18 protein-coding genes are annotated in these 20,191 nt (G+C 71.8%); 8 read left to right on the top strand and 10 right to left on the bottom strand.

What is annotated here, in order from left to right; translation table 11 throughout:
- Positions 1–80: 80 nt before the first annotated feature.
- Positions 81–455, bottom strand: a complete 375-nt coding sequence (locus ACIPSA_RS16065; protein ID WP_402634475.1) for an STAS domain-containing protein — start codon at positions 453–455, stop codon at positions 81–83.
- A 342-nt stretch (positions 456–797) separates the two neighbouring features.
- On the opposite strand from ACIPSA_RS16065, the gene ACIPSA_RS16060 reads away from it, so the two are divergent.
- Complete coding sequence (locus ACIPSA_RS16060) at positions 798–1,370, top strand: sigma-70 family RNA polymerase sigma factor (protein ID WP_402634472.1); 573 nt, start codon at positions 798–800, stop codon at positions 1,368–1,370.
- Positions 1,367–2,689 carry a maleylpyruvate isomerase N-terminal domain-containing protein gene (locus tag ACIPSA_RS16055; protein ID WP_402634469.1) on the top strand — a complete coding sequence of 441 codons (1,323 nt, stop codon included), beginning with the start codon at positions 1,367–1,369 and terminating at the stop codon, positions 2,687–2,689. Before ACIPSA_RS16060 ends, ACIPSA_RS16055 begins: the two co-directional genes overlap by 4 nt.
- A gap of 165 nt (positions 2,690–2,854) precedes the next feature.
- On the opposite strand, the gene purU is transcribed toward ACIPSA_RS16055, so the two are convergent.
- Positions 2,855–3,736: a formyltetrahydrofolate deformylase gene (gene purU / locus ACIPSA_RS16050; RefSeq protein ID WP_402634466.1), complete on the bottom strand. Its 882-nt coding sequence runs from the start codon at positions 3,734–3,736 to the stop codon at positions 2,855–2,857.
- A 46-nt stretch (positions 3,737–3,782) separates the two neighbouring features.
- On the bottom strand, positions 3,783–4,283 hold the full coding sequence (locus tag ACIPSA_RS16045; RefSeq protein WP_402634463.1) for a hypothetical protein: 501 nt from the start codon (positions 4,281–4,283) through the stop codon (positions 3,783–3,785).
- 117 nt (positions 4,284–4,400) lie between these two features.
- On the opposite strand from ACIPSA_RS16045, the gene ACIPSA_RS16040 reads away from it, so the two are divergent.
- Complete coding sequence (locus ACIPSA_RS16040) at positions 4,401–5,717, top strand: ABC transporter substrate-binding protein (protein WP_402634460.1); 1,317 nt, start codon at positions 4,401–4,403, stop codon at positions 5,715–5,717.
- A 57-nt stretch (positions 5,718–5,774) separates the two neighbouring features.
- On the opposite strand, the gene ACIPSA_RS16035 is transcribed toward ACIPSA_RS16040, so the two are convergent.
- Positions 5,775–7,370, bottom strand: coding sequence for a hypothetical protein (locus ACIPSA_RS16035; protein ID WP_402634457.1), 1,596 nt, complete (start codon positions 7,368–7,370; stop codon positions 5,775–5,777).
- A 212-nt stretch (positions 7,371–7,582) separates the two neighbouring features.
- On the bottom strand, positions 7,583–8,968 hold the full coding sequence (locus tag ACIPSA_RS16030) for a transcriptional regulator (protein WP_402634455.1): 1,386 nt from the start codon (positions 8,966–8,968) through the stop codon (positions 7,583–7,585).
- A 263-nt stretch (positions 8,969–9,231) separates the two neighbouring features.
- On the opposite strand from ACIPSA_RS16030, the gene ACIPSA_RS16025 reads away from it, so the two are divergent.
- The 3 genes from ACIPSA_RS16025 to ACIPSA_RS16015 are packed head-to-tail and all read left to right on the top strand — an operon-like array spanning position 9,232 to position 12,317.
- Positions 9,232–9,885, top strand: a complete 654-nt coding sequence (locus tag ACIPSA_RS16025; protein WP_402634452.1) for a bifunctional DNA primase/polymerase — start codon at positions 9,232–9,234, stop codon at positions 9,883–9,885.
- Between the two features lie 48 nt (positions 9,886–9,933).
- On the top strand, positions 9,934–10,704 hold the full coding sequence (locus ACIPSA_RS16020; protein WP_402634450.1) for an ABC transporter ATP-binding protein: 771 nt from the start codon (positions 9,934–9,936) through the stop codon (positions 10,702–10,704).
- Positions 10,701–12,317 (top strand): transporter, encoded by a 1,617-nt coding sequence (locus ACIPSA_RS16015; protein ID WP_402634447.1) that lies wholly within the window; start codon positions 10,701–10,703, stop codon positions 12,315–12,317. Before ACIPSA_RS16020 ends, ACIPSA_RS16015 begins: the two co-directional genes overlap by 4 nt.
- 122 nt (positions 12,318–12,439) lie before the next feature.
- On the opposite strand, the gene ACIPSA_RS16010 is transcribed toward ACIPSA_RS16015, so the two are convergent.
- Together ACIPSA_RS16010 and ACIPSA_RS16005 are read right to left on the bottom strand one after the other, a co-directional pair.
- On the bottom strand, positions 12,440–13,300 hold the full coding sequence (locus ACIPSA_RS16010; protein WP_402634444.1) for an alpha/beta fold hydrolase: 861 nt from the start codon (positions 13,298–13,300) through the stop codon (positions 12,440–12,442).
- A 520-nt stretch (positions 13,301–13,820) separates the two neighbouring features.
- The gene (locus ACIPSA_RS16005; RefSeq protein ID WP_402634442.1) at positions 13,821–14,513 is read right to left on the bottom strand and encodes a metal-dependent transcriptional regulator; all 693 of its coding nucleotides are present in this window, start codon (positions 14,511–14,513) and stop codon (positions 13,821–13,823) included.
- A 320-nt stretch (positions 14,514–14,833) separates the two neighbouring features.
- On the opposite strand from ACIPSA_RS16005, the gene ACIPSA_RS16000 reads away from it, so the two are divergent.
- Positions 14,834–15,589: an SIS domain-containing protein gene (locus ACIPSA_RS16000; RefSeq protein ID WP_402634439.1), complete on the top strand. Its 756-nt coding sequence runs from the start codon at positions 14,834–14,836 to the stop codon at positions 15,587–15,589.
- 57 nt (positions 15,590–15,646) lie between these two features.
- Here the strand turns inward: ACIPSA_RS16000 and ACIPSA_RS15995 are convergent, their stop codons facing one another.
- Positions 15,647–17,080 (bottom strand): PAS domain-containing protein, encoded by a 1,434-nt coding sequence (locus ACIPSA_RS15995; protein ID WP_402634436.1) that lies wholly within the window; start codon positions 17,078–17,080, stop codon positions 15,647–15,649.
- A 135-nt stretch (positions 17,081–17,215) separates the two neighbouring features.
- Positions 17,216–17,629 (bottom strand): GNAT family N-acetyltransferase, encoded by a 414-nt coding sequence (locus ACIPSA_RS15990; RefSeq protein ID WP_402635407.1) that lies wholly within the window; start codon positions 17,627–17,629, stop codon positions 17,216–17,218.
- A gap of 992 nt (positions 17,630–18,621) precedes the next feature.
- Here ACIPSA_RS15990 and ACIPSA_RS15985 point away from each other — a divergent pair.
- The gene (locus ACIPSA_RS15985; RefSeq protein WP_402634433.1) at positions 18,622–19,521 is read left to right on the top strand and encodes a winged helix-turn-helix transcriptional regulator; all 900 of its coding nucleotides are present in this window, start codon (positions 18,622–18,624) and stop codon (positions 19,519–19,521) included.
- Here ACIPSA_RS15985 and pdxH read toward each other — a convergent pair.
- A complete protein-coding gene (gene pdxH / locus ACIPSA_RS15980; protein WP_402634430.1) occupies positions 19,511–20,182 on the bottom strand; it encodes a pyridoxamine 5'-phosphate oxidase in 672 nt (223 codons plus the stop codon). The two genes, ACIPSA_RS15985 and pdxH, sit on opposite strands and share 11 nt — an antisense overlap.
- Positions 20,183–20,191 lie beyond the last annotated feature (9 nt).

Here is a 20,191-nt window from a genome sequence, read left to right as displayed (position 1 = left end):
CCGGGGGAATTTCGGGACAACAGTGTGGCAGTGGCGGTACGACCTGCGGTCCGTTGAGCGGGCGTACCCCGGGGGCCCGCTCAGGCCGACAGCGGTTCCGTTCCTTCGGACACCGCCGTCTCGACGTCGGGGTACACGTCGAACAGGCGGCGCACGCCCAGCGCGGTGAACACCCGGTTGACGTGGGAGGCGTCGGCGGCGCCCAGGGCCGGCAGGATCAGGCGCAGTCTGCCCCGGCAGGAGCGGATCAGCCGGCGGGCCGCGATCAGCACGCCGACGCCGCTGGAGTCGCAGAAGAAGACCTCCGAGAGGTCCAGGACCAGGTCGTGGTGACCCTCGGCCACCACGTCGTGGATCCGCTGGCGCAGCGTCGGCGAGGTCACCAGGTCCAGTTCGCCCGCCACCCGGAGCACGGCCCATTCGCCGCGTTCGACGCGGGTCACCTTGAATGCCACGGCCCAGCCCTCCGCTCGCCGGATCTCCCGCAACCGCCTGGAAACGGAAGCGGTTCCTACGTATCTCTCCGCGCGGCTGCCCAGCGGCGGTTCCCTGAAACCCTGGACGACAAACAGAGAGTGATCACCAAGGGACTTGTTTCGGTCACTGTCGATCCTGTTCGATCTGAAGTGGACGGGAAACAGATGGGAAGCGAGAGAAGAGCAGAGCAGGTTCCACTACCACCCCCGACCTGCCAGGGGGCGCACATTGGCACAAAGGAGCGTGCGCTGCCGATGGTGCCGACTACATTCGAGGAGACGGTGGACACAGGCTGGGCACGGGCACGGGGAGGGGGCCGTATGGCGACGAAGGACGCACCACCCCGCTGGGACCACAGGATGCAGCAGCGGCTCGCACGCGGCGAGGCGGCCGCTCTCGGTGAGCTCTACGACAGGTTCGCCTCGCTCGTGTACAGCCTCGCCCACCGCGTGCTCGGCGACGAACGAGCCGCCGACGGCATCACCCGCGAGGTCTTCGCCCAGGTCTGGGAGCACCCGGACGCCTACGACCCCCAGCGGAGCCCCCTGCGCTCCTGGATCGCCGTGCTGACCCACCGGCTCGCCGTGCAGCGGCTGCGCGCCACCGAGACCGCCGCACTCACCCGGGGCGAGGCCGGCTCCACGGAGGAGCTGGAGAGCAAGGTGCGGCACGCCGCGGTCGCCGGCCGCGCCGACTTCATCGTCCACTCCATGCCCGCCCCGCTGCGCGCCGCCCTCGAACTGGCCTACTTCCAGCGCCGCGACTACCGCCAGGCCGCGGTCGATCTCGGCGTCACCGAGGACGAGGCCCGCCGTCGGCTCCGTCTGGGCCTGCAACTGCTGTCCACCGCCCACGACACCGGGCAGCCGCCGGGATACGGGGGTGCGGCGTGAGCGGAGCGGGAGACTTCGAGGCGTACGACGAGCACAAGGGGCACGAGGGGCACGGCGGCCCGTTCGGACCCGACGGACCCGACAGTCCCGGGAACGGGAATGGGAACGGGAACGGCGGGCGCGGCGAGGGGCCGGACCGGCCGGCCCGCATACCGATGCCCCGCGCCTCCGTCGAGGACACCGGGCTGCCGCTGCCCGACCCGCCGCTCGTCCTGCCGCACGACGTCCTGAAGTCGCTGCTCGGGGCGTGGGCGCTGGCCGCCTGCTCGGCCGCGGAGACGGCGACCGTCGAGGAGCACCTCGGCGAGTGCGGCACCTGCGCGGAGGAGGCGCTGCGCCTGCGCGAGGCGGTCGGCCTGCTGCACCAGCCCGAGAGCCTCGACCTCGACCCGACGCTGCGCACCCGGGTCCTGGAGAGCTGCCTCGACCGGCGTCCGGCGAGCATCCCGGTACCCGGGTGGGCGGCGCCGTACGACGCCGAGACCGCGCGTCTCGACGCACTGCTCCAGGACATCGGGGACGCCGAGTGGCACGCGCCGGTGCGGCTGCGGTGGTTCGAGGGCGACGCGGCGACGAGCCGCCGCACGACCGTCGCCGGAGTCATCGCACACCTGGTGTCGGTCGACGGGCTGGTCGCGGTCGCGCTGGGACTCGAGGACCCCCTGGGCGAGGCCGGAGCAGGGGCCGTACGGGGACCGGCCGTGCGCACCGAGGCGTTCTGGCGGGCCTCGCACTTCCCGCCGACCCGCTCCGTGCGGGCACCCTGGCGGGAGCAGAGCCACGGCATCGTACGGACCGTGTCCTTCACGGGCGGCGACGGGAAACTGGCCGTGCCCTACGGCGACTTCGAGCTGCCGCTGCACGACGCGATGCTCGACCGGGCCTTCGAGTGCTGGGTGCACGCGGAGGACATCGCGGAGGCGGTGGACTACCCGTACGACCCGCCCTCGCCGCGTCATCTGAACCGGATGATCGACCTGGCGGCCCGCATGCTGCCGGCGGTCCTCGCGGCACGGCGGCGGGCGGGCCTGGCCGCGCCCGGCGCGGCCCGCCACCTGGTCACCGCGGGCGCCCCGGGACGCACTCTCCGCCTGGAGATCGAGGGCTCCGGCGGCGGCGAGTGGCTGATCCCGCTCGACGCCCCGGGCGCGGTGGGCTCCGCCGACCACGAGGTGGCCCATGTCGCCCTGGACGGCGTCGAGTTCTGCCGGCTGGCCGCGGGCCACGTGTCTCCTGCGGAGGCTGCGGCGGGGCAGGTCGGTGACCGTGAGGCGATCAAGGATGTGCTCTTCGCTGCGGCGTCGATGAGCCGGATGTAGGGGTCGGTCCGGTTCGTCGGCGGCTGCGGGTAGTCGGTGGCTGGTCGCGCCCACGCGGCGGAGCCGCATATCGATACAGTCCCGCGCCCCTGCAGGGGCGCGGGGAACTGCGCGAACGGCCCCCACTCACCCGCAGCCGCCCGCGAGACAGAACCCCCCGAGCTGCTAGGCGAACACGACCGTCCGTCGCCCGTTCAGCAGAATCCGGCGCTCCGCATGCCACTTCACGGCCCGCGCCAGCGCCTGGCACTCCACGTCGCGGCCGATGGCGACCAGCTGGTCCGGAGTGACGTCGTGGGCGACGCGCTCGACCTCCTGCTCGATGATCGGGCCCTCGTCGAGGTCGGCGGTGACGTAGTGCGCCGTGGCGCCGATCAGCTTCACACCCCGCGCGTGCGCCTGGTGATACGGCTTCGCGCCCTTGAAGCTCGGCAGGAAGGAGTGGTGGATGTTGATGATCCGGCCGCTGAGCTCCTTGCACAGGTCGTCCGAGATGACCTGCATGTAGCGGGCGAGGACGACCAGTTCGACGTGCTCCTCGCGGACGATCTCCAGCAGTTGCGCCTCGGCCTGCGCCTTGGTGTCCTTCGTCACCGGGATATGACGGAAGGGAATGTGGTACGAGCCCACCAGCTCGGCGAAGTCCATGTGGTTGGAGACCACGGCCGCGATCTCCACGGGGAGGGCCCCGATGCTGGCGCGGAACAGCAGGTCGTTCAGGCAGTGCCCGAACTTGCTGACCATCAGCACGATGCGCATCTTCTCGTCGGCCCGGTTGAGCTGCCAGTCCATCTGGAAGGAGTCACCGATCGCCGCGAAGCTCGCCCGCAGCTTGTCCACCGTCACCGGCGCCTCCGCCGAGAAGTGGACGCGCATGAAGAACAGTCCGGTGTCGTGGTCGCCGAACTGCTGGCTGTCCTCGATGTTGCAGCCGGTCATGAACAGATAGCTCGACACGGCGTGCACGATGCCCTGCTTGTCCGGGCAGGAAAGGGTCAGGACGTACTGGTCGGCGGGGGCCGCGGCTCGCGTGGACTGCTCGTTCATGCAGCACAGCGTCCCATACGAACCCCGCCCCGCGGGCGGTCGTCCGCTACGCGGACCTGGTCAGGATCCGCAGCACCTCAAGGGTCCGCGGCGGCGTGTCGGGGTCCTCGCCGTCGCTGGCCGCGAGGCGTATGTGCGCGTCCCGCGCCGCCCGCACCGCCTCCGGCCACCCGTGGTGGTCGAGGTAGGCCTGGACCGGTGCGTCCGGCCCGACCTGGTGCATGATCCGCAGCACGCGCAGCACGGCCGTGTCGACGAGCGCCGCCTCCTGCGAGTCCCGGAAGATCGTGCCGACGTACTTCTCGGCGGACCAGCTGTCCAGCCAGGTGTCCTCCACCAGCCGGTACACGGCGTCGGTGACGTCGCCGTACCCGTCCACGCCTGCCAGCCAGACGTCCCGCTGGAACACCGGATCGGAGAGCATGTGCAGCGCGGAGCGCACATTGCTGCGCCAGCGCCACCACGGCATGTCGTTGAGTGGCATGCCGCCCATGGTGGAGGAGCGACGGCCGCGACGGGAAGAGTTCTCCGAACCTTGCACGGTCACCGATCGTACGTTCCCCGCCCCGGGAGTCACACCGACCCCTCTAATTCACCTTTACGTCACCCTCGGCTAACCAAGGATCACTCCCGGGTTAGGGATGTGGCGGAATCGTGCGTGTCCATGACCGGCAGGAGACTCACGCGCAGCACCTTCCTCCCCACCTTCACCCGGCCCGCCAGAAGAACCACCGCGCTTTCCCTAGGCGCACTGGTGGCGTGTGTCTCGCTCACCGCCGGATGCGGGGTCATCCCCGGTGCCACGGGGGGCTCCGGGGATGACCCGATCAAGGTCATGACCTGGGCACCGGAGGACACCAACGCCACCAACAAGCCGGGCATGCCCGCCATGGCCGCGGCGTACGCCCGCTGGATCAACGCCCATGGCGGCATCAACGGCCGCAAGCTCAAGGTCCTGTACTGCAACGACCACAACGACACCGTCTACGCCGCGAAGTGCGCCCAGCGCGCGGCCGACGAGAAGGTGGTCGCGGTCGTCGGCTCCTACAGCCAGTTCGGCGACTCCTTCCTGCCCCCGCTGGAGAGCGCGGGCATCCCGTACATCGGCGGGTACGGCGTGACGAACGACGAGTTCACCAGCCGCACGTCCTACCCCGTCAACGGCGGCCAGCCCACGCTCCTGGCCGGCCTCGGCAAGGCGCTCGCCGCGAGCTGCGGCCCCGTCTCGCTGGTCCGGCCCGACAGCATCGCCGGCGACGAGCTGGCCCCGCTGCTCGACTCGGGCCTGAAGTCCGGCGGACACGCGCCCGCGGACGACCAGCTCGCGGCCGAGGACTCCACCGAGTACAGCGCCCCGTCGGAGCGGGCCCTGCAGGCGGCGAGCAAGGACCCGGCGAAGAAGGGGTGCGTGATCCCCGCGCTCGGGGACCGCACGGACACCTTCATGGACTCCTTCCGGCGGACCCGCGAGAGCTTCCCGTCGGTGCGGACCGCGACCGTCCTCGGCAGCGTCGACCAGACCGTGATCAACTCGACGGGCGGAGCGAGCGGGCCGTACGAGGGGGCGTACATCACCGGCTGGTACCCGGTGGCCTCCGACGCGCGCTGGGACCGGATGAAGAAGGTGATCAACGAGCAGGCCTTCGGCGACAACCGCATCGACCCCGCGGACGCCGGAGTGCAGACCACGTGGATCGCGTACACCGTCCTGAAGTCCGTGCTGGAGAGGATCGGCGACGACGACGTGAGCGCGGACACGGTGCGGCGGACGCTCGACGAGGGTCTCAAGGTCAGCACGAACGGCCTCACCCCGACCCTTGAGTGGCAGCCCTACCACGGCAAGCTCGCCTCCGTCGGCTTCTCCCGCATGGTCAACACCGACGTGACCCTCCAGGTCGTGCAGGGCGGCCGGCTGGTGTCGGCCAGGAAGGGCGGGGTCGTGGACGTGACGAAGACGCTGGCGAACGCGGACGTCGAATAGGGCACGGCCAGTGCCTGTCGGCGCCCCGGGACCGGACCGGCCCCGGGGCGCGCCGGCTCACAGCTGGGTGGGCTGGCGCTGGGTGAGGCCGTACTTCCCGGCGATCGCGTTCCACAGCTGCGACGCCGTGACCTTCTGGGTGCTGGCGGTGCCGCTCGCGTTGTTGCCCGCCCGGGTCTGGCCGGTGAAACGGGCCTGCCCCCTCTTGCAGCCCTTGCCGGAGCTCTGGTCGGCCCAGGCCGCGTAGTGGTTGTCGGCCGACGCGGACGCCTCCCAGGCCTTGGTGAGGGCCGTGGTCAGCGCCGCGTTGTCCGGCAGCTTGTCGACGGACAGCTTCGACAGGCGGGTGACCAGCTCGGTGCGCTGCTTGGCGGCGTCACGCAGGTCCGAGGCGGCCGAGTCCAGGTTGTTGCAGGCCTTCACATTGGCCACCGCCCTGATCACGGACGCGCGGCTGCTGCCGCTGTCGGCGAGCAGCTTGTCCAGCTCGACGGCCTGCTGCTTGGCCGGATCGGCGGCCGCGGAGGCGGATCCGTCCGTCGCGGGGGCCGAGGCGGCCACGTTCTTGTTGGCGTCGGTGTTGTCGCCGCCACCGCCGCCGCCGAGGAGCGCGCCGGCGCCGATACCGAGGATGGCGATGCCCACGCCGACGGCCGCGATGAGCGGCAGCTTCGAGCCGGTACGGCCGCCGCCCCGGCCGCCACCGTCACCGTCCTGTGCCTGGCGCCGCCCTCCGCCGGGTCCCGGCGGGGTGTACGACGGCTGCTGGTACCCGGGGTAGGCGCCCGGGGCCTCCGGGACCCGCGGCAGCTGCTGCGTGGATCCGGCCGCGCTCTCGGCTCCGGGCCCGCTGCGGAAGAGGTTGTCGAACTCGGACGGCGGCTGCCGGTCCCCACCGCCGTACTGCGCGGCAACCGGCGCGATGTACTGCGTGGCATCGGCGTCGGAACCGCCGACGGACGGCATCGAACCCGGCGTCACCGGGGGTATGTACTGGGTCGCACCCTCGTCCACGGGAGCGGGGCCGGCCGCGGGGACCGGGGGCAGGTACTGGGTGGCCCCCTCGTCCACGGGGGCGGCGGGCACCGGCGGGATGTACTGGGTCGCACCGTCGGCGCCGGCCGGCGGGTAGCCGCCCGCTCCGGCGTACGCGTCGGGCACGGCGGGCGGCAGAGGCCCGGCCGCCTGGCCGGTCTGCGCGTACGGCTGCTGGTACGGGTCGGAGCCGTACGGCGACTGCGGGGCGCCGGAGGCGTACGGCGTGCTGCCCGCGCCGTGGTCCCCGGGGCCGTACGCCGGGTTCTGGCCGCCGTACGTGGCGGGCGCGCCCTCCGGGGGCAGCGGACCGGCGCCGGGCGCTGTCGACGCGCCCTGCGGGCTCCACTGCTCGGGCTGCTGCTCCGGGGTGCCCCACGCCTGGGCCGCGGCCGGGGGCCAGCCCTCGCCGGGCTGGTGCGCCTGCTGCTGCTCGGGGCCCCACGGTCGGCCCCAGGCCTGGCCGCCGCTCGGGGCCGTGGCGGAGGACTGTTCGGCCGGAGCGGCCGGGGGAAGCGGGGCGGACCCGCCCGACATGCCCGGCAGCACAGGCTCGCCACCGTCGGAGGGCAGCACGATGCCTTCGCGCGCGGGCTCGCCCTGTCCACTCTGCGTCACCGGGACTCCTACGAATGGGGGACTTTCGGAATCGTCGGGTCACGCTACCGGGTCCCCCGAGCCGGGTGCCACGCAGCTCAGGGCGTGATCTTCCCTCCTGTGACAGCAGTAACAAAACCGCCCCGCGGGGCGCTGATCATGTCACCTCCTGTGCGCCTCCTGTGCGTGAACGGACCGTTTCCCGCCCGTTCACGCACCGACGGGGCTCTTGTTCACGCTGCCTGTTGCAGGTCCAGCCGCGCCCCGAACTCCCGCACCACGGGCTCGTCCCGGTACGGCTCCAGCCGCTGCTGGAAGTCCTCCAGGTACTCGGCGCCACGGTTGGAGCGGACCGTCTCGAGGAGTTCGACCGCCTTCATCCCGGTGTTGCAGGCCTGTTCGATCTCCCGCTGCTGCACCTGCGCCGTGGCGAGCAGCACATAGCCGATCGCCCTCCTGCGCGCCCGCGTCTCGGGATGCCCGGCCAGCGACTCCTCGGCGCACCGCGCCGCCGCCTCGGCCTGTCCCAGGTCGCGGTGGCAGTGCGCCAGCTCGTCGGCCAGGTAGGCCTCGTCGAAGTGCGCGATCCACGCCGGGTCGTCCCCGGAGTCGGCCTCGGCCGACTCCATGGCCGTGATCGCCCGCCCGGACGCCGTCTGGGCGGCCCGGACATCGCCCAGCAGGGCATGCCCGCGCGCCTCGGCCGCGAAGAACATGGCCTCCGCGCGCGGGGTCACGCGCCCGCGCGCCCCCTCCTGCGCCGCCCGTGCCAGCTGCGCGATCTCCCGCGGGTTGCCGAGCTGCGCGGCGAGGTGGCTCATGGAGGCGGCGAGCACATAGCCGCCGTACCCGCGGTCGCCCGCCGCCTGCGCCAGGCGCAGGGACTGGATGTAGTACCGCTGGGCGAGCCCCGGCTGCCCGGTGTCGATGGCCATGTACCCGGCCAGCTCGGTCAGGCGCGCCACCGCGGCGAACAGGTCACGGCCCACCGCCTCCCGGTAGGAGCCGGCGAGCAGCCCGGAGACGACGCTGTTGAGGTAGTGCACGACGACCGGGCGCACGTGCCCGCTGCCGAACTGGTGGTCGAGGTCGGTCAGCGCCTGCGTCATCGCGCGCACGGCCGCCACGTCGGACTGCCCCACGCGCGGTCCCGCCTGGCGTGCCACCTGCGAGTCCGGTGCCGAGATCAGCCAGTCACGGCTCGGCTCGACCAGTGCGGACGCGGCGACGGAGGAGCCGGACAGGAAGTCCCGGCGGCCCACGTCACTGCGCCACAGCTCGCACACCTGCTCGATGGCCCCCAGTACAGTCGGCGAGAACTGGAGACCGACGCCCGACGCGAGGTTCTTGCCGTTGGCCATGCCGATCTCGTCGATCGTGACCGTACGGCCCAGCTTGCGGCCCAGCGCCTCGGCGATGATCGCGGGTGCCCGGCCCCGCGGCTGCTGGCCGCGCAGCCAGCGGGCCACGGACGTCTTGTCGTAGCGCAGGTCGAGACCGTGCTCGGCGCCGCACATGTTGACCCGGCGGGCGAGCCCGGCGTTCGAGCACCCCGCCTCCTGGATGAGCGCCTGCAGCCGTTCGTTCGGCTGTCGCGCGACGAGAGGCCTCGCGGCCATGGCATAACCCCCTGCGAACCCCTGAAGCGGAAAGATCCGGCCGTGAAGATCGATGCCCCGCGTACATACCGAAAATGCGGGACATGCGAGGATTGCCGGGGTAAAGGCTGCTGCCACCCCCACACGTGGCTACCCAGCTCACGCCACGGTTCCTCCCGCGCGCCCCCGCACGTGCACCCATGCGCCCCAGCCGCCGAATCGATGCTCCTCCCCCGCGCACGCTACGCCCGTAACTCCAGGTGAGCGCGGGAGTTGAGTGGAACGTGGACGAGACGATCGCAGGTACCGAAGCCGCCCAGATTCCGAAGCAGCGCGGGGAATCGCTGCTGGAGACCGCCGTACGCTACGCCGAGGAGCGCCACTGGGACGTGTTCCCGGGCACCTGGCTGGAAGCCGTCGACGGGGTGCAGCGCTGCTCCTGCGACGACGCCGCGTGCGCCGTACCGGGCGCGCATCCCACGCGCGCCGACTGGGAGACGCAGGCGACCGGCAGTGCGACCGTCGCGCGCCGGATGTGGCAGAAGCAGCCGGCGGCGTCGATCCTGCTGCCGACCGGGCGGACGTTCGACGCGCTGTCCGTCCCGGAGACCGCCGGGTTCCTCGCGCTGGCCCGGATGGAACGGATGGAGCTGACGCTGGGACCGGTGACGCTCACCCCGGACCGGCGGATGCACTTCTTCGTACTGCCGGGAGCCTCGGCGAAGATGCCGGATTCGGTGCGCAGGCTCGGGTGGGCCCTGGCGTCGCTCGACCTGGTGGCACTCGGCGAAGGAAATTACGTCGCCGCGCCCCCCACCCGCTACGGCTCCAACGGCGCGGTCCAGTGGGCCCGTCGCCCCACTCCGGCCAACCGCTGGCTGCCGGACGCGGAGGAGCTGATCTCCCCGCTCGCCTACGCCTGCGGGCGGTCCAGGTAAGTCCACGCGCCCCTCTCGGGGGAATCCCCGGGGCCATAGTGTTCTGGCATGACCGAGGCAGTGCGTGTGCGGGGGCTCTGGAAACGGTTCGGGCAGCAGATCGCTGTCGCCGGGATCGATCTCGACCTGCCCGCGGGTAAGTTCATCGGGCTCGTCGGACCCAACGGAGCCGGGAAGACCACCACCCTCTCCATGGTGACCGGGCTGCTGCGGCCCGATCAGGGATCCGTCGAGGTGGTGGGCCACGACGTGTGGCGGGACCCGGTGGCGGTCAAGGCGCGCATCGGCGTCCTGCCCGAGGGACTGCGGCTCTTCGAGCGGCTGTCGGGGCGGGAACTGCTCGGCTACTGCGGGCGGTTACGCGGACTGCCGGGCGACGAGACCGACAAGCGGGCCTCCCAGCTCCTCGACGTGCTCGATCTGGCCGGGGCCCAGCACAAGCTCGTCGTGGACTACTCGACCGGCATGCGCAAGAAGATCGGACTCGCGGCCGCTCTCCTCCACAATCCCGAAGTCCTCTTCCTCGACGAACCGTTCGAGGGGGTCGACCCGGTGTCCGCGCAGACCATCCGGGGCGTCCTGGAGCGGTACACGGCGTCCGGCGCCACCGTCGTCTTCTCCTCCCACGTCATGGAGCTCGTCGAGTCGCTGTGCGACTGGGTCGCCGTGCTGGCGGCGGGCCGTATCCGCGCGACCGGCCCCCTGGCCGAGGTGCGCGGTGCGCACTCCACCCTCCAGGACGCGTTCCTTGAGCTGGTGGGCGCGCGGGGGCGCGACGCCGCCTCGGACCTGGACTGGCTCGGGGGCGGGGCCCGATGACGGACATCACCTCCACCGTCGTACGGCTGAAGCTGTCACTGCTGCGCAACGGACTGCGGCAGTCGGGCGGCCGGCGGGCCGCGTTCGTCGCGTCGGCCGTCGTCGCGCTGCTGTTCGCGGCCCTGCAGCTGATCGGCCTGACCGCGCTGCGCGGGAACGCGCACGCCGACGCCGTCGCCGTCCTGGCGACGTCCGTGCTGGCGCTGGGCTGGGCGGTGATGCCGCTGTTCTTCCCGAGCGGCGACGAGACCCTGGACCCGACCCGTCTGGTGATGCTGCCGCTGCGGCCGCGCCCCCTGGTGCGGGCCCTGCTGGCGGCCTCCCTGGTCGGCATCGGGCCGCTGTTCACCCTGCTCCTGCTGACGGGCTGCGTGCTCTCCTTGGCGCACGGGACGGCCGCGTATTTCACCGCCGTCGCCGCCGTCGCCCTCGCGCTGCTGGTCTGCGTGGCCCTCGCGCGCGCCGTCGCCACCGCCAACGTGCGCCTGCTGACCAGCCGCAAGGGCCGGGACCTGGCCGTGCTCAGCGGGCTGGTCATCGCGATCGGGGCGCAGCTGGTCAACTTCGGCGCCCAGCGGCTCGGTTCGGCCGGGCTCGGACAGCTGACCCCGGTGGCCGACGTACTGCGCTGGCTGCCGCCCGCATCGGCCGTGGGCGCGGTGCACTCGGTGAGCGAGGGGGCGTACGGCGTCGCGACGGCCCAGCTGCTGGTGTCCGTGGCCGCGCCGGCCCTGCTGGTCGGGGTGTGGGCGCGCGGTCTGACCCGGCTGATGACCTCCCCCGACGGGTCCACCCTCCAGGCCGCCGACGCCGGCATCCGGGACCGCCCGTCGAGCGGCCTCGGGCGGCTGCTGCCCTCCCCCAGAGCCAAAAGCCTGGGAGGTACCCCCAGCCGCACCGGTACGGTCATGGAGCGCAGCCTGCGCTACGTCTGGCGCGACCCCAAGACCAAGGCCGCGTGGGTGACCTCGCTCGCCATCGGCCTGATCGTGCCGGTGTTCAACGCGCTGCAGGGCACCGGCTCGATCTACTTCGCGTGCTTCGCCGCCGGGATGCTCGGCATCCAGATGTACAACCAGTTCGGGCAGGACACGTCCGCGTTCTGGATGGTGGCGATGGCCATCTCGTCGCCGCGGGACGCGTACGTCGAGCTGCGCGGGCGGGCGCTGGCCCTGCTGGTGATCACCCTGCCGTACGCGATGCTCGTGACCGTGCTGACGACGGCGCTGCTGGGCGACTGGGCCCGGCTGCCCGAGGCGCTCGGGCTGTCCTTCGCCCTGCTCGGAGCGATGCTGGCGACCGGCGCGTGGACCTCGGCCCGCTTCCCCTACTCGATCCCCCAGGAGGGCCACAAGAACGTGGCACCCGGCCAGGCGGGCCTCGCCTGGATCTCGATCTTCGGCGGCATGGTCGCGGCGGCCCTCTTGTGCGCGCCCGTCATCACCCTGACCATCTGGCTGAACGTGAGCGCGGGCGGCGATGCGTGGAGCTGGGCGCTGCTGCCGGTGGGGGCGGCGTACGGCGCCGGCATCACCGGCATCGGGCTACGCCTGGCGGCCCCGCGCACCTCGGCCCGCCTCCCGGAGATCCTGGCAGCGGTGAGCAAAGGCTGAGGGAACCTCGTGGCACAGGGTCCTGCAACGCCCCCGAAGGGGCGCGGGGAACTGCGCGACCAGCCACGCACAACCCGCACCCGCCACGCAACAGAACCCCCTGAGCTCATGGGCGCCCGGCGTCACCCGGCAAGGACCCCGTCAAGGAACGGCTCGATCGCGGCTCGCCAGCCCTCCGGCTGGTCATAGTGAACAAGGTGCCCCGCGTCCGCGACCTCGGCATACTCGCCGAGCGGCAGCACCCGCACCATCTCCTGCGCCTCCGCCCGCCCCAGCTCCCCGTCCAGGCCGCGCACGACGAGCGCGGGGCACCGGACCTGCGCGAGCTCCTCCCAGTGCGCGTCGTACACCCAGGTCTCCCGGGACCTGAGCATCTGCTCGGGCTCGAAGACGGGGCGCCAGCCGTCGGCGGACTCGTGCATGACCTCGGCGTAGAACTCGCCGCGGGCCGGGTTCGGGCGCTCCACCCAGGGGTCGCCCTCCCCGAACCACTTGCGTACGTCGGCGAGCGTGGCGAAGGGAACGGGCCAGGACTTGAACCAGTCGGCCCACTCGCGCTGCGAGGCCGCGCCGAGCGCCGAGGCCCGCATGTCGCAGATGACCAGGCCCCGTACGAGGTCGGGGCGTTTCGCGGCGAGCTGCCAGGCGGTCAGCGCGCCCATGGCGTGTCCGACGAGGACGGCCGGGGCGAGGCCGAGCTGTTCCAGGGCCGCCTCGGCGTCCTCGACGTAGGCCTCACGGGTGAACGCGGCCTGCGGGGGCTTCTCGCTCTGGCCGTGGCCGCGCTGGTCGAGGGCGACGGCGCGGTGCCGCTCGGAGAGCCAGCGGGCGGTGGACGCCCAGTGCGAGGCGCGGCCCATCAGGCCGTGCAGTAACAGCACGCCGGGCTGTGCCCTGTCCGGATCCGTCTTGGGCGGGTCGGCGAACTCCCAGGCCGCGAGGCGTACGCCACCCGCTCCCGTCACGTCGATGCGCCGTGCCATGGGCCTGGCACCCCCCTAGCTCCGCTCTGACCGCTGCCATCCTGCCGTCGTACCGCTGCGTTGCCGTTGCTCCGACCTCAGATTATCGAATGCCCATTCGAAAAAGCTGTCTCCGTGGGCAACACCCCTCAATCGAGTGACAGCTTTCGAGGGTTGATCGCCGCCGTCGAGGGGAGTTCTTCAGCGGGAGGCGGACCGCTCGGGGAAAACGGTCCGAGGGGGATGACCCTGAGAGCTCGGGGCTCCGGGTCAGCACAGGGGAGGACAGGCCCCGGCGCCATAAGGCGCCGGGGCCATCCCCATGTCTGCGGCACATTCTCCCCGCCCCCCTCAGGTCATATGCCTCTCGCGACAGCCTGGCACGCGAAGCGCCCGAGCGCTGCGATTCGGCGCACTGAATCTTGGATTCGTCGCGCCCCACGGGACGCCTCAACTCCCGCTCACGTCACAGGAGTTGGGGACTTCTGAGGTCAGTGGCGGTCAGCGACGATCAGCGGTGATCAGTGGCGATCGGCAGTGATCAGCGCTTGGCGACGAACACATGGGAGGCCACATCCGCCTCCAGCTCGGCCGCCTCGCCACCGCTGCCCACGAGCACACCGCCCGCCGACTCGGTCACGCTCACCACCGAACCGGGCTGCACACCCGCCCGGCGCAGCGTGTACATCAGCTGGGCGTCGGTCTGGATGGGCTCGCCGATCCGGCGCACGACGACCGTCTTGCCGTCGGAGCCCGGGTCGAGGTCGGCCAGCGACACCATGCCCTCGTCGAGGAACGGGTCCGCACCGTCCTTCTCCCCGAGCTCCTCCAGGCCGGGGATCGGGTTGCCGTACGGCGACTCGGTCGGGTGACGCAGCAGCTCAAGGACGCGCCGCTCGACGGCCTCGCTCATCACGTGTTCCCAGCGACACGCCTCCGCGTGCACCTGCTCCCACTCCAGACCGATCACGTCGACCAGCAGACACTCCGCGAGCCGGTGCTTGCGCATCACCCGCGTGGCCAGCCGGCGGCCCTCGCCGGTCAGCTCCAGATGCCGGTCGCTCGCCACCGACACGAGACCGTCCCGCTCCATCCGCGCGACCGTCTGGCTCACCGTCGGCCCGCTCTGGTCGAGCCGCTCCGCGATGCGGGCGCGCATGGGGACGACGCCTTCCTCTTCGAGTTCGAGGATGGTGCGGAGATACATCTCCGTGGTGTCGATCAGTCCGGACATACGTGCCCCTCGATTACCTCTGCCGGTAGCCCGGCGCGTGCGCTGGCCCTGGCACCAATTCTGCCGTACCCCACTGACAAGCGGACGGTACCGGGAAAACGGGGACTACGGCGGTCTTGAGGACTGCAGGCAGTATGCGGCCGGTCGCGCCCACGCGGCGGAGCCGCACATCGACACAGCCCCGCACCCCTGGGACGCCGCAGCCGCGTCGGCCGCCGGCCACGCACAGCTGCGGGCCATCGCGCTTCCGGCCGTATTGACAGCACACTGGTCCAGACCGCACGGTGATCCGCGACACAGACGCAGCGAAGGGGCACCGCATGAGCGACGGCACGCCGGCCGACCAGTTCTTCGACGCCGCGATCGGCCTGCTGCGACGGGTCCGCGACGAGGAGTCCGAGACCATCACGGCCGCCGGGACCCTCCTCGCCGACACCGTCGAAGCAGGCGGCCGCCTGTTCGCCTTCGGCGCCGGCCACTCCTCCCTCGCCGCCCAGGACGTCGTCTACCGCGCCGGCGGCGTCGCCCTGATGAACCTGCTCGCCGTCCCCGGCGCCGTGGGCGTCGACGTCATCCCCGCCACCCTCGGCTCCGCCCTCGAACGCGTGGACGGCCTCGCCTCCGCCGTCCTGGACACCTCGCCGATCCGCTCCGGTGACGCCCTCGTGATCATCTCCCTCTCCGGCCGCAACCCCCTCCCCGTGGAGATGGCGATGAACGCCCGCGCCCTGGGCGTCAAGGTCATCGGCGTGACCTCGGTGGCGTACACCTCGGAGACCAAGTCCCGGCACGCCTCCGGGACGTACCTCAAGGACCACTGCGACATCGTCCTCGACTCGAAGATCGCGGTCGGCGACGCGGAACTCACCCTCGACGCCATCCCGGCACCCTTCGCCCCCGCCTCCACGGTCGTCACCGCCGCCCTCCTCCAGGCGGTCATGGCCACCACGGCCTGCACCCTGGCGGACCGCGGCTTCGAACCCCCGCTGCTGCGCTCCGGAAACGTCGACGGCGGCCACGAGTGGAACCGCCGGATCATGGAGGAGTACCGCGACCGGATCTTCTACCAGCACTGACCATCCACCCACGCGGACCCCGTAGACCCCGCGGACCCCCGCGGGGTCTACGGCGGGCTACTTCTCCCCCAGCACCCCGGCCAGATCCAGCGCCACCCCGATCCGCACCGCCACGTCCTCCGCGTACGTCGCGTCGGACCGCTCGAACCGGCTCCGCCCGGCCCCACGCAGAAAGGTCACGACCCCCAGCGTCCGCCCCCGGCTGCGCAGCACCGCGCACAGCGCGTGCACGGAGTCGTCCGGCCACTGCCGGGCCAGCGCCCACTCCCGGGCCTGCTCCGCCGGGACCGACCCGGCGTCCGCCCGCACCGTCCCGGCCCGCTCCACGCACTGCAGGGCGGGATGCCCCTCCTCGTAGCGCACGGGCAGCCCGGCCTGTCCGGTGAGCTGACTCGGCCCCGGCATCCCGGCGGGCGTCGCGGCCGCCCGTACCAGCCGTACCGGCCCCGCCTCCTCCTCGGCCCGCGCGCCGCCCGCCACCCGGTCGATCAGCGCGTGGTCGGCGAAACCGGCGAGCGCGAAGTCGAGGTGGACGGTGGCCGCCTCCGCGGGATCCTCGCACTCGGCCGCCGCACGGGCCGCCCGGTGCAACTGGTTGGCCCGGAAGCGCAGCAGCGCCGACTCCTGCTCGCCCTGCTTGGCCTCGGTCACGTCCTGGAACAGCCAGCCGACCCCCAACGGCACCGGCTCCTCCGCCAGCGGCGAGGCCAGCCGCAGGAACCCGCTCCGCCAGCACCGCCGCTTGTCGCCCTCCGGCGTCCGCACGCTCACCCACATCTCGGCGGGCGCGGGCGGAGCACCCTCGGCCAGCACATGCGTGAGCGCGCTCTCCAGCTCCTCGGCACCCTGGGCGAGCAGGTCGCCGAGCGGCCGCCCCAGCACCGACGTACGCCCGATGCCCAGCGCCCGGGCCGCATGCGCGTTCACCACGGCCGGCCGCAGATCCGCGTCGACCAGCACGACACCCCACGACGCGTCCTCGAACAGCGCCTCGCTCAGCGCGATGGACCGCTCCAGGTCGATCTGCGCGTGCACCTCGCTGAAGGCGCAGTACACCCCTGCGGGCTTCCCGTCGGGCCCGCGCACGGCGGCGGACTGCGTCCGCACGAGCACCCGGCCGCCGTCCTTGGTGACCAGCGCGAACTCGTGCACCTGCCGCCCGGGAGCGTGCATGACGGACAGCAGCCGCCCCTCGACCTCCTCGGCGTCCGCCTCGCGCACGGCCCACCCGGCGAACCCCTTTCGCCCCACGGCCTCGGTCGCGGTCCACCCCAGGATGCGCTCCGCCTCCCGGTTCCAGTGCGTCACCACCCCGTCCGCGTCGAAGGCGCACAGGGCCGCGTCCATCCCGTCCAGCAGGGCCGCGAGCAGGTCGGAACCGCCCGGGTCCGGGCCGTCCGGGCCGTCGTCGGCCACAGGATGGCCCCGTCCGGGCTCGGGCTCGTCGGGCCCCAGCTCATCAGTGGTCCCACTACGCCGGGAAGCACTCACCTGGACCCCCTGCAGGCTGCGTCCACATGTACGACGCGAAGGTTCGCTCACTCCCCTTCATTCAACTCGAACGTGACGCATCACACACTTGGTTCCCACAAGATTGAAGGAATCGTTGTACGAGCCGACCGCAACCTAGGCTCCGTCGGCCGCCAGCCTGAGATCGACCCAAAGGTCACTCTCCCCGTCCAGCACATACCGCTCGACCTCGACGAACCCGTGCTTCCCGGCGAACCGCAACCCGTCCTCGTTGACCGCCAGCACACACGTCTCGACGACCCGGGCCCCCAGCACACGCGCGTGCGCCAGACCGTTCTCGTACAACGCGGCCCCGTACCCGCGCCGCCGGTGCTCGGGCAGCACCCGCGCGATCACCGTCGCCGCTGCCTCCTCCCCCTGCGGCGGCCGCACGGTGGAGCAGCCCACGACAACGTCCCCCACGTACGCGTTCTCCAGCCGATAACGCCCCGCCCGCTCACGAACGTCGTCCAGATCCATCGCGGCAGGCGGCACGATCACGTTATGAACGTGCCGCCACTGCTCCAGCATGGCGTCGCCGTCCACGACCTCTATCCGAAGATCCCGAAGATCAGTAGTCACACCGGCACACTACGAGGCCCCGACGGCCCGCGCGGGCCGTCGCGCATACACCTCGATCTCGATGCGCAGCGCGAGGAACCCGTTGCCGACCGTCACGAAAGCCGCCTGAGGTTGCCCTGCCCCTGCCGGTCAGTCGATACCACCCAAATCACTTACACGTTCGGAGAACTTGTCAGATTCGCATGACCGAGCGACTTGTGGCTGATCCAGGCAACAGCTCAGCTCTCGATCACTAGCGTCGCCTTCACACGTAGAAGGGAGGTCACTCGCTCCCCAGCCCCAAGGCTGTCGAGTGACCAGCCCAAGTCATCACGATCAACTGATCAAGGAGGTGCCCCCGATGACTACGTTTCCCGCAGGCGAGCAGACCCACCAGGCTGTGCTTCCTCAGCAGCCTGCACTGGAATCCGTGAGAGCAGACATCCCCGGGAGCAGGGACGAAACGGCTCACGGACACCCCGCCACCGCGCGGGGCACCGGCGGGGAACATGGGCCATGGGACAGCACAGCCTCACCACATCGGTCGGCCGGTTCAACGTCTCTCACCGGAATCTGCGGCTCCTGCAGCGGGGCGACAGGTACGGCTACAGCGTCGAGCCGGAATGCCTTGCATCAACATCGCCGAAAAACAGTTGAGCCATCGCAGGCAGCTTCCTAGAGTGGCTGTTACTTCGGAGAGGAGGTGGTTCGGCAGATGTATGCATACCGGACGGAAGAGGTGGCTGCGGGCTAGCGGCCTGCCACCACACCGAGTGCGGTGCCGGACCAGCGTGTGCGAGAAACACGCAGCCGGCCTAATCCAACGCAGTCACCCGACCCGCGAGCTCGCCGGTACGTCCGGCCGGCTCCCCCGCCGCAAGGCGGAGGGACCCGAGCTCGCGGGTCGTCTGCGTTTTCAGGCCAGGCTCAGTTTTCCCGTGCGCCGGGCGCGGGCCTCGCCGATGCGGAGGATCAGGGCGGCCGCGGCCAGCAGCGCGGCACTGGCGGCGGCGGTGATCGGCGACTGGTGGAGTCTGCTGCTGGTCCGGGAGGTGGCGCGCGGGCACCACCGTTTCGACGGGCTCCAGGAGGAGCTGGGCGTCTCCCGCAAGGTGCTCGCGGAACGGCTGGCGCAACTCGTCGACAGCGGGGTCCTGGAGAAGGTGCCGTACCAGACCGGACCCGTGCGCCACGAGTATCGGCTCACCCCGACCGGCCGGGCACTGCTGCCGGTGCTGGTGTCGATGCAGGACTGGGCCGACCGCTGGCTGCTGGGCGACGGCACGCTGACCGCGTCGGCCGGTGACGACAGCGCGGAGGCGCGGAGGATGGCGGCGCTGCCGGGCACCCGGCTGCCGTCACTGACCCTGCCCGCGCACACCGGGGAGGACCTCGACCCGGTGGCCGGAGCGACGGTGCTCTTCTGTTACCCGGCGACCGGCCGCCCCTCTCCGCTGCCGGACGGCTGGTCCGACATCCCGGGGACGGTCGGCTGCACGCTGGAGAACCGGCTGTTCCGGGACTCGTACGCCGATTTCACGGCCGCCGGGGTCGCGGTGCGCGGGGTCAGTACCCAGCGGCCGGACGAGCAGCGGGAGTTCGCGGCGGTGGAGGGGATCCCGTTCCCGCTGCTGTCGGACATGGACCTGCGGCTGTCGGCCGCGCTGCGGCTGCCGACGTTCCGGGCAGGGCAGGCCCTGCGGCTGAAGCGGGCGGTCCTGGTCGTCGACCGGGACCGCGTGGTGCGGCAGGTGCAGTTCCCGGTCACGGACATTCCGGGGGCGGTCGCGGCGGCCCTGGAGGCGGGTGCGTCGGTCGCCCGGGAAGCGGCTGCGTCGGCCGTCCGGGAGGTCAGGGGCTGAGGCGTTCCACTCTCCAGGTGTCGTCCGGTTCCGCCGTGTAGCGCAACCGGTCGTGCAGGCGGTTCTCGCGGCCCTGCCAGAACTCCACCGCCTGCGGTGCGACTCGGAAGCCTCCCCAGTTCGGGGGGACCGGTACCTGTTCGCCCTCGGGGTAGCGGGCGGCGAGTTCGGCGTAGGAGGCGTCGAGTTCGGCGCGGGAGACCACCGAGGACTGGGGGCTGGCCCAGGCGCCCAGCTGGGAGCCGTGGGGGCGGCTGCGGAAGTACGCGGCCGTCTCGTCGCGGCCGGTGCGCAGGGCGGTGCCGGTCACGATGACCTGGCGGGCGACGGCGTGCCAGGGGAAGAGCAGGGAGACGTGTGGGTTCGCGGCCAGGTCCTGGGCCTTGCGGGAGTCGTAGTTGGTGTAGAAGACGAAGCCCCGGATGTCGTACTGCTTCATCAGAACCGTGCGCGAGCTGGGGCGGCCCTCGGCGTCCGCCGTGGAGACGATCATCGCGTTGGGCTCGAAGATGGTGCCGCCCGCCGCGGCCCGCGCGGCCTGTTCGAACCAGTGGGTGAACTGGTCCATGGGGTGTGCGGCGAGGTCGCTCTCGTAGAAGCCTTCGACCCGGTAGTGCTTGCGCATGGCGGCAGGGTCGAGAATGGGATCACGGTCGGTCACGCGGTCATC

The organism is Streptomyces sp. NPDC086549 (assembly GCF_044746205.1).
In the GTDB taxonomy this organism is placed as follows: Bacteria; Actinomycetota; Actinomycetes; order Streptomycetales; family Streptomycetaceae; genus Streptomyces.
Note: the sequence above shows the minus strand (reverse complement) of the source record. Positions and strands in the feature narration are given on the sequence as shown.

Coding starts and splice junctions, on each gene's coding strand:
- ACIPSA_RS16040 (WP_402634460.1), top strand. CDS start 4,401: ATGACCGGCAGGAGACTCACGCGCAGCACCTTCCTCCCCACCTTCACC.
- ACIPSA_RS15990 (WP_402635407.1), bottom strand. CDS start 17,629: ATGCTGGAGCAGTGGCGGCACGTTCATAACGTGATCGTGCCGCCTGCC.
- ACIPSA_RS15985 (WP_402634433.1), top strand. CDS start 18,622: ATGCGGAGGATCAGGGCGGCCGCGGCCAGCAGCGCGGCACTGGCGGCG.
- ACIPSA_RS16000 (WP_402634439.1), top strand. CDS start 14,834: ATGAGCGACGGCACGCCGGCCGACCAGTTCTTCGACGCCGCGATCGGC.
- ACIPSA_RS16015 (WP_402634447.1), top strand. CDS start 10,701: ATGACGGACATCACCTCCACCGTCGTACGGCTGAAGCTGTCACTGCTG.
- purU (WP_402634466.1), bottom strand. CDS start 3,736: ATGAACGAGCAGTCCACGCGAGCCGCGGCCCCCGCCGACCAGTACGTC.
- ACIPSA_RS16030 (WP_402634455.1), bottom strand. CDS start 8,968: ATGGCCGCGAGGCCTCTCGTCGCGCGACAGCCGAACGAACGGCTGCAG.
- ACIPSA_RS16010 (WP_402634444.1), bottom strand. CDS start 13,300: ATGGCACGGCGCATCGACGTGACGGGAGCGGGTGGCGTACGCCTCGCG.
- ACIPSA_RS16020 (WP_402634450.1), top strand. CDS start 9,934: ATGACCGAGGCAGTGCGTGTGCGGGGGCTCTGGAAACGGTTCGGGCAG.
- ACIPSA_RS16005 (WP_402634442.1), bottom strand. CDS start 14,513: ATGTCCGGACTGATCGACACCACGGAGATGTATCTCCGCACCATCCTC.
- ACIPSA_RS16060 (WP_402634472.1), top strand. CDS start 798: ATGGCGACGAAGGACGCACCACCCCGCTGGGACCACAGGATGCAGCAG.